12 protein-coding genes are annotated in these 12,796 nt (G+C 39.8%); 10 read left to right on the forward strand and 2 right to left on the reverse strand.

Features of this window, described 5'->3' with window-relative positions; genetic code table 11:
- Positions 1-31: 31 nt before the first annotated feature.
- Positions 32-163: a YqzM family protein gene (locus PDT38_RS00095; RefSeq protein ID WP_172296398.1), complete on the reverse strand. Its 132-nt coding sequence runs from the start codon at positions 161-163 to the stop codon at positions 32-34.
- A 227-nt stretch (positions 164-390) separates the two neighbouring features.
- On the opposite strand from PDT38_RS00095, the gene holA reads away from it, so the two are divergent.
- Positions 391-1,431 (forward strand): DNA polymerase III subunit delta, encoded by a 1,041-nt coding sequence (gene holA, locus PDT38_RS00100; RefSeq protein WP_270798140.1) that lies wholly within the window; start codon positions 391-393, stop codon positions 1,429-1,431.
- Positions 1,432-1,477: 46 nt separating this feature from the next.
- Here the strand turns inward: holA and rpsT are convergent, their stop codons facing one another.
- The gene (rpsT, locus tag PDT38_RS00105) at positions 1,478-1,744 is read right to left on the reverse strand and encodes a 30S ribosomal protein S20 (RefSeq protein ID WP_172296394.1); all 267 of its coding nucleotides are present in this window, start codon (positions 1,742-1,744) and stop codon (positions 1,478-1,480) included.
- A gap of 204 nt (positions 1,745-1,948) precedes the next feature.
- Between rpsT and gpr the strand changes: the two genes are divergently transcribed.
- From gpr to dnaJ, 9 genes are all read left to right on the forward strand, one after another.
- A complete protein-coding gene (gpr, locus tag PDT38_RS00110; protein WP_270798141.1) occupies positions 1,949-3,058 on the forward strand; it encodes a GPR endopeptidase in 1,110 nt (369 codons plus the stop codon).
- A gap of 106 nt (positions 3,059-3,164) precedes the next feature.
- On the forward strand, positions 3,165-4,367 hold the full coding sequence (spoIIP, locus tag PDT38_RS00115) for a stage II sporulation protein P (RefSeq protein WP_270798142.1): 1,203 nt from the start codon (positions 3,165-3,167) through the stop codon (positions 4,365-4,367).
- Positions 4,368-4,381: 14 nt separating this feature from the next.
- Positions 4,382-4,705: a YqxA family protein gene (locus PDT38_RS00120; RefSeq protein WP_270798143.1), complete on the forward strand. Its 324-nt coding sequence runs from the start codon at positions 4,382-4,384 to the stop codon at positions 4,703-4,705.
- A gap of 149 nt (positions 4,706-4,854) precedes the next feature.
- Positions 4,855-6,693 (forward strand): translation elongation factor 4, encoded by a 1,839-nt coding sequence (gene lepA / locus PDT38_RS00125; RefSeq protein WP_270798144.1) that lies wholly within the window; start codon positions 4,855-4,857, stop codon positions 6,691-6,693.
- 57 nt (positions 6,694-6,750) lie between these two features.
- Entirely contained in the window at positions 6,751-7,890 is a 1,140-nt protein-coding gene (gene hemW, locus PDT38_RS00130) for a radical SAM family heme chaperone HemW (protein ID WP_270798145.1), read from the forward strand.
- Positions 7,891-7,970: 80 nt separating this feature from the next.
- Complete coding sequence (hrcA, locus tag PDT38_RS00135) at positions 7,971-9,002, forward strand: heat-inducible transcriptional repressor HrcA (protein WP_270798146.1); 1,032 nt, start codon at positions 7,971-7,973, stop codon at positions 9,000-9,002.
- 81 nt (positions 9,003-9,083) lie between these two features.
- On the forward strand, positions 9,084-9,653 hold the full coding sequence (gene grpE, locus PDT38_RS00140; RefSeq protein WP_270798147.1) for a nucleotide exchange factor GrpE: 570 nt from the start codon (positions 9,084-9,086) through the stop codon (positions 9,651-9,653).
- Between the two features lie 22 nt (positions 9,654-9,675).
- Complete coding sequence (gene dnaK / locus PDT38_RS00145; RefSeq protein ID WP_270798148.1) at positions 9,676-11,511, forward strand: molecular chaperone DnaK; 1,836 nt, start codon at positions 9,676-9,678, stop codon at positions 11,509-11,511.
- 152 nt (positions 11,512-11,663) lie between these two features.
- Positions 11,664-12,794 (forward strand): molecular chaperone DnaJ, encoded by a 1,131-nt coding sequence (dnaJ, locus tag PDT38_RS00150; protein WP_270798149.1) that lies wholly within the window; start codon positions 11,664-11,666, stop codon positions 12,792-12,794.
- Positions 12,795-12,796: the final 2 nt, after the last annotated feature.

Here is a 12,796-nt window from a genome sequence, read left to right on the forward strand (position 1 = left end):
GAAGAGAGTAGATCTGTTATGATGAATTGATTTAACTGGCTAGATGGATCACAGTAGCAATAATGAACATCGTAGCAAAAAAGCCAAAAGTTACGACAAAACCGACACCAGAGTCAATAAGATCATTGCGTTTGCTTTGTACGTTTTTTTCAAATTCGTTCACCATTTACCCCTCCTATTGTTATTCAGTATAATTCAATTCTTTAGAAAAATCTAGAAGTGTTCTGTAGCCGTTTTCAAAATTTATGAATATCGTCTTTTATAAGCTGACCCGGGGGTTTGTAAAAGGCGTTTATTATAAATGAGAGAGCGGATCTTCCGCATCTCTCTTTACTATTTGTCAATCACGCTTTAGGATAGAAGGGAGAAGAAAGAGAGGTCGTATTTAAGATGGTATTTGACGTTTGGAAAAGCTTAGCAAAAGGGGATGTTCATCCTGTTTACTGTTTATATGGAAAAGAGACATTCCTGTTGCAGGAAACGGTTCATAGGATTAGACAAGCTGTTGTTGATGAGGAGACGAAAGATTTTAATCTTTCCGTATTTGATTTGGAAGAGGATTCATTGGAGCTTGCCATAGAAGATGCAGAAACATTTCCGTTTATGGGTGAGCGGCGACTCGTTATTGTCAAAAATCCATCTTTTTTAACTGCTGAAAAAAAGAAAGAAAAGCATGAGCACAATTTGGGAGTGTTGGAAGCTTATATCACACAGCCTGCCCCGTATTCTGTTTTCGTTATGCTTGCCCCGTATGAAAAACTTGATGAACGAAAAAAGCTGACCAAACTGTTGAAAAAACACGCTTACATGGTTGAAGCGAAAGAATTAAATGGAAAAGAAACTGCTGACTTTATTAAAAATCTTGCGAAATCAGAAGGAAAACAAATCGAAACAGAGGCGGCAGAAGAGCTTGTTATTTTGTGCAATGCCAGTTTATCATCAATTGACCAAGAGATTAAAAAGCTTAGTACATATATTGGAGAACGCGATCTAATTGCGCTTGACGATGTTAAAAAGCTTGTTGCAAGGGGACTTGAGCAAAATATTTTTGAATTGATTAACAAAATTGTGAATCGAAACCGAACTGAAGCGTTACAAATTTTCTATGATTTATTAAAACAAAATGAAGAGCCCATTAAAATGATGGCGTTGATTGTCAATCAATTTCGTCTAATTTTACAGACCAAATACTTTTCGCAACAAGGATATGGTCAAAAGCAAATTGCTTCAAACTTAAAAGTTCATCCATTCAGGATAAAGCTGGCGCTCGATCAAGCAAAGCTTTTTTCAGAAGAGGAACTAAAAAATATTATTGAACAGCTTGCAATTATGGATTATGAGATGAAAACGGGAAAAAAAGACAAGCAATTACTGCTTGAATTGTTTCTCCTCAAATTGTTACAACCGCCTGGAAAAAACGATTCTGTTTAATCATTGCAAGTAAAAAAGCTTGGCGCTCGCCAAGCTTTCTTTTATGCTATGCGGAAAGTCCGTTCACTTTTTTCGCTAAGTTTGATTTGTAACGAGCGGCAGTGTTTTTGTGGACAAGACCTTTTTTCGCTGCTTTATCAATTTTTTTCGCTGCTGCAGATAAAGCTGTTTTTGCTTTGTCTGCTTCATTATTGCTTACAAGTGTTTCAACTTGCTTGATAGCAGTGCGCATTGCAGATTTGATTGTTGCGTTATGTGCGCGGCGCTCAGTATTTGTTTTTGTACGTTTGATCGCTGACTTAATATTTGGCAATGTATTTCACCTCCTAAGATATAACCTCTGTCCTTTCTCTAATAGGTTAAATCTCAACAATAGAACAAATTGTATTCTATCAAACACACCCAGAGATTGCAATATAAATGTAAAGTATTTTTGTTTGAAAGTCGTACCGAAAAGAATGATTAAATTGAGGTCAGGCCATACTAACAGCAGTGACGTTTTTGGAGGGAATGAACCATGGAGAAGAAAAAGCTTGATTTGAGTCAATACACTGTTCGCACAGATCTAGCTGTTGAAGCAAAAGATTTAGTGCATGACAATCAAACGGTTGCTTCTAACAAAGATCCAAAAGGTTTTACAGTTAAAGAATATGAGCAGGACGGGATAAAAGTACAGACTATAGATATTGATCAAGAAGGCGAAAAGTTGTCCGGCAAAAAAGCAGGACGTTATTTAACAATTGAAACACAAGGAATCAGACAGCAGGATTCTGACTTGCAAGAAAATGTTGTGAACGTTTTTGCAAAGGAGTTTTCCGCTTTCCTTGATAATTTAAATATTTCAAAAGATGCTAGCTGTTTGATCGTGGGGTTGGGCAATTGGAATGTCACACCAGACTCGCTTGGACCGCTTGTTACGGAAAACCTTTTAGTGACAAGGCACTTATTTAAACTGCAACCTGAACATGTTGAAGAAGGATATCGACCAGTTAGTGCACTTTCGCCAGGAGTGATGGGGCTGACTGGAATTGAGACAAGCGATATTATTCAAGGAGTGATTGACCGTTCAAAGCCCGATTTTGTCATTGCTGTCGATGCTTTGGCTTCTAGAGGTATTGAGCGCGTCAACTCTACTATTCAAATCTCTGATAGTGGGATTCATCCAGGATCAGGGGTCGGGAATAAGCGAAAAGAACTGAGTAAGGAAACGCTAGGGGTCCCCGTTATCGCGATTGGTGTTCCGACTGTTGTAGATGCGGTAACGATCACAAGTGATACGATCGATTATATTTTAAAACATTTTGGAAGAGAAATGAAAGATGACAGTCCGTCTCGCTCACTTGTCCCTGCAGGAATGAATTTCGGAAAAAGGAAAGTCCTGACTGAGGAAGATCTTCCAGAAGAGGAACAGCGGAAATCATTTCTCGGTATTGTCGGTGTACTTGAAGAAGATGAAAAAAGACAGCTGATACATGAAGTGCTATCACCGCTTGGTCATAATTTGATGGTAACACCTAAAGAAGTTGATACGTTTATTGATGATATGGCAAATGTGATTGCTAATGGGCTGAATACAGCTTTGCACGAGCAAATCTCTCAAGACAATAAAGGCATGTATAATCACTAGGACGGCTACTATAGTCGTCTTTTTTTAGGTTGTATTCATGAACTTGTTCTACTTCCTCTAGCTTGTTCATAGTCTATTTACTAGACAAGCTATGGAGGGATTTCCGATGAGAAAAAAAGGAAGAAACTTTGAATTTATGTTAACGGTAAATGGGAGAACAGCAGCAAAAACCGTCTTCTTATTCATCGTCGGTTTGCTGCTCACATTTATTTTATCCGGAGTTCTGACATCTCTTCGTCCGGAACTAAGGCCTTCTTCACCATTTTATCGAGTGGCTAATGAGCTAGCAGGCGAAACCTATGGACTTATTTTAGGAATGGAAAACCACTATTTTGTATCTGAAATTCCCAATTCGAGAGATAGTTTTCAGTTGTCCCCTCTTATTCTAAAACTAGCAACAAGCATTAATTTAAAAGATCCGCGAAGTTTTCTCGGACGAGAGCTCCCTGGCTTTTCTCAATTTGACTCAGATATTCTTGTGGCCGGCAAAGGAACAAATTATACAAATATGCCCTCTGAATCTTCACCACCGGCTGAAGTGTTAAAAGAAGAAAGAGAGGCGAACCTTGCTGAACTTGAAGGAGAAGACAAGAAGAAAAAAGATGAACATTCATCTAAACAATCAACAGGTGACCGAAAAGTGGTGTTTATTTATAACACTCATAATACAGAATCCTATCTTCCTTTTTTAAAGGGTGAGACAGATCCTGATCTGGCCCTTCATTCAAAAGCGAATATCACACTTGTCAGTGATATGCTTGGTCAAGCACTCGAGTCACAAGGGGTGGGTGTTTCAATTAATAAAACGGATTTTCAAGCCAATCTGAAGAAAAAAGGCTGGAATTATGCGCGTTCATATGATGAATCAAGACCAGCTATTAAGGAGGCAATGGCTAAAAACAAAAATTTGCAGTATTTTATCGACATTCACCGAGATTCACAACGAAAAAAAGCAACGACTACAAAGATTGGTGGAAAAAACTATGCGCGGATCGCATTTGTGATTGGTAAGAAAAGCTCTAATTTTGAAGCTAACTTTAAGCTGGCAAAAGAGCTTCATGAACGGCTGGAGAAAAAATATCCGGGGCTTAGTCGGGGGGTTATATCAAAAGGGGCTTCTGGGGATAATGGAGTTTATAATCAAGATTTAAATGAAAGATCGATATTAATAGAATTTGGTGGTGTAGATAATAACCGAAAAGAGCTAGAGAGGGCTGCAGACGCAACAGCTGATGTGTTCAGTGAGATGTTCTGGGAAGCGGAGAAAGTTGATGCTGGTTCAGATGAAAAAAATAAGAAAAAACAGTAGAAGCAGGTGATAAAATGGCATCTTTTATTGGAAAATCGATATTGGTTTCTGTCATCATGTTGTTTGGTGTTCTTCTCGGTATGCAGCAGGCAAATCAAGGAATGTTGGAAATGAAGGGTTACAGCGATCCTGACTTAAAAGGAGCATTCAGTATTTCTAAAGGGAAAATAAAAGAGGCTTCTGTTCTAGGACATGAAATTGATTTGGAGGAAAAGCAGAAAGAACTTGAACAGCTGGAAGCATTTAACTTGTTTTCTTCAGCAGGTCGAGTATTGGCTGACTCGATCACAAACTCAGCTAAGTTTGTTTTTAACTGGATAAAGGAAAAAACAGAGTAAAAACGGGAGACCTTCGCCCGTTTTTTCGTGTTTTATGGTCTCTAAGATCGTAGCCATTCACTATATGTTCTCTAGAGATTGAATCTTAACACCCCTATTGATATAATCTAAGCTAGCGCAACTTGCGTTTAATAGTAGGAGTGATTAGTGTGACAGATAAAGAAAAACGATTACAAAGACAGTCGAGAATTCGCAATTTCTCTATTATCGCCCATATAGACCACGGAAAATCAACACTTGCAGACCGAATATTGGAAAAGACGGCGGCTATCACTCAAAGAGAAATGAAAGAACAATTGCTCGACTCCATGGATTTGGAACGTGAAAGAGGAATTACGATTAAATTAAACTCCGTTCAGCTCAAATATAAAGCCCAAGATGGAGAAGAATATATTTTTCACCTCATCGATACCCCAGGACATGTAGACTTCACCTATGAAGTTTCAAGAAGCTTGGCTGCGTGTGAAGGTGCAATTCTTGTTGTCGATGCTGCTCAAGGGATTGAGGCGCAAACACTTGCAAACGTTTATCTTGCCCTTGATAATGACCTTGAAATTCTTCCGGTTATCAACAAAATTGACCTTCCAAGTGCAGAACCTGAACGAGTTCGCCAGGAAGTTGAAGATGTCATTGGACTTGATGCTTCTGAGGCTGTTCTTGCATCTGCCAAAGCCGGTATCGGAATTGAAGATATATTGGAACAAGTTGTTGAGAAAGTTCCTGCTCCAAATGGTGATCCTGAAGCGCCTTTACAAGCTTTAATCTTCGACTCTCTGTATGACGCATACAGAGGTGTTGTTGCTTATATTAGGGTTGTTCAAGGGACAGTCAAGGCAGGCCAAAAAATTAAGATGATGGCGACGGGCAAAGAATTTGAAGTAACTGAAGTCGGTGTATTTACACCGAAAGCCGTTCCTGTAGACGAATTAACAGTGGGGGATGTTGGATTTCTGACGGCAGCTATCAAAAACGTCGGAGATACCCGTGTAGGAGACACCATTACAGGTGCAGAAAATCCGGCTCCTGAAGCTTTACCAGGTTACAGAAAACTAAATCCTATGGTGTATTGCGGAATGTATCCAATTGATACGGCAAAGTATAACGATTTACGGGAAGCCTTGGAAAAACTGGAGCTGAATGATTCAGCACTCCAATATGAAGCGGAAACTTCGCAAGCGCTTGGTTTCGGTTTTCGCTGCGGATTTTTAGGAATGCTGCATATGGAAATCATTCAAGAGCGGATTGAACGGGAGTTTAAAATCGATCTGATCACAACGGCACCAAGTGTTATTTATGAGGTGTATATGACAGATGGTGAAAAGCTTGTTGTTGACAATCCAGCCAATATGCCTGATCCACAGAAGATTGAACGGGTTGAAGAGCCGTTTGTGAAAGCAACCATGATGGTACCAAATGACTTTGTTGGAGCTGTTATGGAGTTGTGTCAAGGAAAACGCGGACAGTTCATCGACATGCAATATCTTGATGCTAACAGAGTCAGCATTGTTTATGAAATTCCGCTTGCAGAGATTGTTTATGAATTTTTTGATCAATTAAAATCAAATACAAAGGGTTATGCGTCATTTGATTATGAATTGATCGGATATAGACCATCTAAGCTTGTAAAAATGGATATCATGCTGAACGCCGAAAAAATCGATGCTCTATCATTTATTGTTCATCGTGACTATGCTTATGAACGTGGAAAAGTCATTGTTGAAAAGTTAAAAGAACTTATTCCGCGTCAACAGTTTGAAGTGCCAGTTCAGGCTGCAATCGGTCAGAAAATTATTGCCCGTTCTACAATTAAGGCCATGCGTAAAAACGTGCTGGCAAAATGTTATGGCGGTGACATTTCCAGAAAACGAAAACTTCTTGAAAAGCAAAAAGAAGGTAAGCGAAGAATGAAACAGGTTGGCTCTGTCGAAGTTCCACAGGAAGCCTTTATGGCTGTTCTGAAAATGGACGATAGCGGTCAAAAATCATAAGCAGACTAGCCGCAGCATAAAACACTGCGGCTTCTTCCTGTAAAGAAGGTGAAAACAATGAAATCAGCCTATATCCATATCCCATTTTGCGAACACATTTGCCATTATTGCGATTTTAATAAATTCTTTTATCATAGCCAGCCCGTTGATGAGTATCTAAATTCATTGGAAAAAGAAATGGTGAATTCAATGGAAGCCGCTGGTTACCCTGAGTTGACAACGATTTTTATCGGTGGTGGCACACCGACTTCATTATCTGCCAAACAGCTTGAACGGTTGCTTAATGGGATTATGACCATTTTAAAACCAACTGAACAATTACTAGAATTTACAGTTGAAGCTAATCCAGATGATCTTGACGCTGAAAAACTAACCATTTTAAAACATGCGGGTGTCACTAGGCTGAGTTTTGGTGTTCAGACATTTGAAGACGATCTATTAAAAAAAATTGGTAGAGTTCACAAACAGAAAGATGTGCTAAACTCTTTTGATAGAGCGAGAGCGATTGGGTTTGATAATATTAGCTTGGATCTTATGTTTGGACTGCCTGATCAAACCGTTGATCAGCTCGTCGCTTCCATTGATACAGCACTGTCACTTGATGCTGAACATTATTCCGTTTATTCGCTAATTGTTGAGCCCAAAACCGTTTTTTATAATCTGGCAAAAAAAGGTCGCCTCCATCTGCCACCACAGGATCGTGAAGCAGAAATGTACGAATTGGTCATGAAAAAGATGAATGAAGCAAATATTCATCAATATGAAATTAGCAACTTTGCCAAAAAAGGGTTTGAAAGTAAGCATAACCTCACATATTGGAGTAATGAAGAGTATTTTGGGTTTGGAGCAGGAGCACACGGATATATTAATGGGATCAGGACTGTAAACGTAGCGCCTGTTAAACAGTATATTGACCGTATTGACAACAGTGGCTTTCCTTATAAGGAAACTCATCGTGTCACAAAAAATGAACAAATCGAAGAAGAACTGTTTCTCGGTCTTCGAAAAATAACAGGTGTTTGTAAAACTCGATTCTTCAAGAAGTACGGTCAGTCCCTTGATGAGCTTTTTCCAGATGTTTTACAGTCTCTTGAACAAAAAGGTCTGATCAAGAACACAAATACAAATGTCTGTTTAACACATACTGGAAAATTGTTAGGGAATGAAGTATTTCAATCATTCTTAGGTGAGTTATAATTGACATTTTGATTGCAGTTTGGTAATTTTGAAATACAATTAGCACTCATTTACTGAGAGTGCTAACAGAGGTGATATGGATGTTAACAAATCGTCAGCTGCTAATCTTACAGATTATCGTCAACGATTTCATTCGTTCAGCTCAGCCGGTGGGATCAAGAACACTTTCTAAGAAGGAAGATATTACATTTAGTTCAGCTACAATCAGAAACGAAATGGCTGATTTAGAAGAACTTGGCTTTATTGAAAAAACCCACTCATCTTCGGGACGAATTCCTTCGGAAAAAGGTTATCGGTATTATGTTGATCATTTGCTGTCGCCAGGAAAGCTGACAAACACGGATCTGTCATTGATCCATTCTATATTTAAAGAAAAAATCTTTGAACTTGAAAAAACCGTGCAGAGATCAGCTCAGATTTTATCAGACCTGACGAATTATACATCGATTGTCCTTGGGCCTAAGCTGAGCGAGAACTTTTTGAAACAGATTCAAATTGTGCCAATCCAGCCAGATAAGGCCGTTGCCATATTGGTAACCAACACCGGTCATGTAGAGAATAAAATGATCAATTTCCCAGCTAGAGTGGATCTGTCTGATCTTGAAAAGCTGGTGAATATATTAAATGAACGCCTTAGAGGCGTACCAATATCAGATCTTAAAGACAAGATTTTCAAAGAAGTTGCCACCTTTTTAAGATCTCATATACAAAGTTATGACCAAATTTTAGCTGGTCTTGGTGCTACTTTTGATTCCTCATCTCAAACGGAACGACTCTTTTTCGGCGGTAAGATTAATATGCTGAATCAGCCTGAGTTTCATGATATTGAAAGGGTAAAGTCCCTCTTGACATTAATTGAGAAAAAACAGGAAATCTTGCGGTTATTTCAGTCGACAGATACCGGTATCACGATTAAAATCGGTAAAGAGAATGATTATGAAGAAATGGAGAACTGCAGTTTTATTACCGCGACATATACGGTCGGTTCAAAACAAATCGGTTCAATAGCGGTCATCGGTCCAACTCGTATGGACTATTCTCGTGTTGTTAGCTTACTGCAGTATGTATCATCTGACTTGTCAAAAGCACTGACGAGTTTGTATGATGGGTAAGGCGGTATTGACAAGGTAGTAGAAGGGAATGGTTCCCTTCTCTTCATCATTAACATAAACCTTTGAGGGAGGTGAACACAGATGGCAGAAGAAAACCAAACGAAAGAGCAAGATCAACTAAAGGAAACAGAAGTGACTGAAGAAGAGCAAGTAAACGTGGAGGCCGATGGACAGGCTGAAGAATCTCAAACAGTACAACTTGAGAAACAAATAAAAGAACTTCAAGAAAGGCTTGAAGAACAAGAAAATAAATACTTGCGTGTTCAGGCAGATTTTGAAAATTACAAAAGACGTGCACGCCTTGACCTTGAAGCAGCTGAAAAATATCGTTCACAACGAATGATCAGTGAGCTGCTACCGGCGCTTGACAGTTTTGAACGGGCTCTAGAAATCGAACCTGACAATGAGCAAACGAAAAGTTTGTTGCAAGGAATGGAAATGGTTCGGCGTCAAATTTTAGAAGCGCTTAAAAACGAAGGTGTTGAACAGATACCTTCAGTCGGTGAACAATTTGATCCGAATCTACATCAAGCGGTCATGCAGGTTGAGGATGAAGCATACGAATCAAATGCAATCGTAGAAGAATTGCAAAAAGGATACAAATTAAAGGACCGGGTGATCCGTCCTTCTATGGTAAAAGTAAATCAATAACTACATAGCAGGAGGTTATATTATGAGTAAAGTAATCGGAATTGACTTAGGAACAACGAACTCATGTGTCGCAGTGCTTGAAGGCGGTGAGCCAAAAGTCATTCCTAACGCAGAGGGAAGCCGCACAACTCCGTCAGTTGTTGCTTTTAAAAACGGAGAACGCCAGGTAGGTGAAGTGGCGAAACGTCAATCTATTACAAACCCAAATACGATTATGTCAATTAAACGTCATATGGGGACAGACTATACAGTTGAAATTGACGGCAAAAAGTACACACCTCAAGAAGTGTCAGCCATTATCCTTCAACATTTAAAATCTTATGCGGAAAGCTATCTTGGGGAAACCGTTACAAAAGCTGTTATTACTGTTCCTGCATACTTCAATGATGCAGAACGTCAAGCGACAAAAGATGCCGGCAAAATTGCAGGCCTTGAAGTTGAGCGGATTATTAACGAACCGACTGCAGCTGCACTTGCCTACGGTTTAGATAAAACTGATGAAGATCAGACTATTCTTGTATATGATCTTGGTGGCGGTACATTTGACGTATCCATCCTTGAACTTGGCGATGGTGTATTCGAAGTTCGTTCTACAGCGGGTGATAACCGTCTAGGTGGAGACGACTTTGACCAAGTGATCATCGATCATCTCGTTTCAGAATTCAAGAAAGAAAACGGCATTGATCTATCTAAAGATAAGATGGCGCTTCAACGTCTAAAAGATGCAGCTGAAAAAGCGAAAAAAGACTTGTCAGGTGTTTCTTCTGTACAAATTTCTCTGCCGTTTATCACAGCTGGTGATGCAGGTCCTCTACACCTTGAACTCACATTGACGCGCGCGAAATTCGAAGAGCTTTCTTCTCATTTAGTAGAGCGGACAATGGGTCCAGTTCGTCAGGCTTTACAAGATGCAGATCTTTCTGCAAGCGAAATTGACAAAGTCATTCTTGTTGGTGGTTCAACACGGATTCCTGCTGTACAGGAAGCCATCAAAAAAGAAACTGGCAAAGAAGCGCATAAAGGTGTAAACCCTGATGAGGTAGTAGCGCTTGGCGCAGCAATCCAAGGTGGTGTCATCACTGGTGACGTTAAAGACGTTGTTCTTCTTGATGTAACACCTTTATCACTTGGTATTGAAACGATGGGTGGCGTGTTCACGAAACTGATCGATCGTAATACAACAATCCCAACGAGTAAGTCACAAGTGTTCTCAACAGCGGCTGATAACCAAACAGCAGTTGATATCCATGTTCTTCAAGGTGAGCGTCCGATGGCTGCTGACAACAAAACATTGGGTCGCTTCCAGCTTACAGATATTCCACCAGCACCACGTGGTGTTCCGCAAATTGAAGTATCTTTTGATATTGATAAAAACGGAATTGTCAATGTAAGTGCGAAAGACTTAGGAACTGGAAAACAACAAAACATCACTATCAAGTCTTCTTCAGGTCTTTCTGATGATGAGATCGAACGCATGGTGAAAGAGGCTGAAGAAAACGCTGATGCCGATGCTAAGAAAAAAGAAGAAATCGAGATTCGGAATGAAGCAGACCAGCTTGTCTTCTCAACTGAAAAAACGTTGAAAGATCTTGAAGGCAAAGTGGACGAAGCGCAAGTGAAAAAAGCGAATGAAGCTAAAGAGGCGCTGAAAGCAGCAATTGAAAAAAATGACCTTGATGAAATGAAGGCGAAAAAAGAAGAATTGCAGGCAATCGTTCAAGAACTTTCAATGAAACTATATGAAGAAGCTGCTCAAAAAGCTCAAGCCGAACAAGGTGGAGAAGGAGCTAAAAAAGCGGATGACAATGTCGTAGACGCTGAATTTGAAGAAGTCAACGATGATCAAGACAAAAAATAAGAAAATGAAATCACTTTGATCACAAGTAATGAAAGTCAAAGTCAGGATCTCTTGACTTTGACTTTTTTATCATTTAAGACAAAAGGAATTGAAAAAACATAATTTAAAATGATACAATTTAATTTATGTGAGAAAATCGGGAGTGTGAAGAGATGAGTAAGCGTGATTACTATGAGGTGCTTGGGGTAAGTAAGAGCGCTTCTAAAGACGAAATAAAAAAAGCGTATCGCAAGCTGTCAAAAAAGTATCACCCTGACATTAATAAGGAAGCTGGTTCAGATGAAAAGTTTAAAGAAGTGAAAGAGGCCTATGAGACTCTTTCTGACGAACAAAAACGAGCTCATTATGACCAGTTTGGCCACGCTGATCCAAATCAAGGGTTTGGTGGCGGTGGTTTCGGGGGAAGCGGTGACTTCGGTGGTTTTGGATTTGATGATATTTTCTCAAGCATTTTTGGAGGCGGCACAAGACGAAGAGATCCCAATGCCCCTCGCCAAGGAGCAGACCTACAATATACAATGACATTGTCATTTGAAGAAGCAGCTTTCGGAAAAGAGACGACGATCGAAATCCCTCGGGAAGAAACGTGTGATACGTGTCACGGCTCAGGCGCAAAACCAGGTACGACCCCTGACACATGTACACATTGCGGAGGTTCAGGCCAGCTGAACATGGAACAGTCTACACCGTTTGGTAAAGTGGTCAATCGAAGAGTCTGTCATTACTGTAATGGAACTGGGAAGCAAATCAAGCATAAGTGTTCAACATGCGGTGGAACAGGGAAAGTGAAAAACCGCAAAAAAATCAATGTCACTATCCCTGCAGGTGTTGATGATGGCCAACAACTTCGGGTATCAGGACATGGTGAGCCTGGTGTAAACGGTGGTCCATCAGGTGACTTATTCGTTGTTTTCCATGTGCGTGAACATGAGTTTTTTGAGCGTGATGGAGATGATATCTACTGTGAAATGCCTCTGACTTTTGCACAGGCAGCGCTTGGAGACGAAATAGAAGTGCCCACTCTTTATGGAAAAGTGAAATTAAAGATCCCGGCAGGTACTCAAACGGGTACGAAGTTCCGTCTAAAAGGAAAAGGCGTTAAAAATGTTCGGGGATATGGGCAAGGCGATCAACATATTGTCGTCCGAGTCATTACACCGACGAATTTAACCGAAAAACAAAAAAATATTCTCCGTGACTTTGCAGAAGTAAGTGGGAATATGCCAGATGAACAAGAAATGAGTTTTTTTGATAAAGTAAAACGCGCCTTTAAAGGTGATTAATG

Origin of the sequence: Bacillus changyiensis (assembly GCF_027706145.1) — a bacterium.
GTDB classification, from domain to species: domain Bacteria; phylum Bacillota; class Bacilli; order Bacillales; family Bacillaceae; genus Bacillus; species Bacillus changyiensis.

Coding starts and splice junctions, on each gene's coding strand:
- dnaK (WP_270798148.1), top strand. CDS start 9,676: ATGAGTAAAGTAATCGGAATTGACTTAGGAACAACGAACTCATGTGTC.
- PDT38_RS00120 (WP_270798143.1), top strand. CDS start 4,382: ATGGCATCTTTTATTGGAAAATCGATATTGGTTTCTGTCATCATGTTG.
- grpE (WP_270798147.1), top strand. CDS start 9,084: ATGGCAGAAGAAAACCAAACGAAAGAGCAAGATCAACTAAAGGAAACA.
- gpr (WP_270798141.1), top strand. CDS start 1,949: ATGGAGAAGAAAAAGCTTGATTTGAGTCAATACACTGTTCGCACAGAT.
- dnaJ (WP_270798149.1), top strand. CDS start 11,664: ATGAGTAAGCGTGATTACTATGAGGTGCTTGGGGTAAGTAAGAGCGCT.
- hemW (WP_270798145.1), top strand. CDS start 6,751: ATGAAATCAGCCTATATCCATATCCCATTTTGCGAACACATTTGCCAT.
- hrcA (WP_270798146.1), top strand. CDS start 7,971: ATGTTAACAAATCGTCAGCTGCTAATCTTACAGATTATCGTCAACGAT.
- spoIIP (WP_270798142.1), top strand. CDS start 3,165: ATGAGAAAAAAAGGAAGAAACTTTGAATTTATGTTAACGGTAAATGGG.
- holA (WP_270798140.1), top strand. CDS start 391: ATGGTATTTGACGTTTGGAAAAGCTTAGCAAAAGGGGATGTTCATCCT.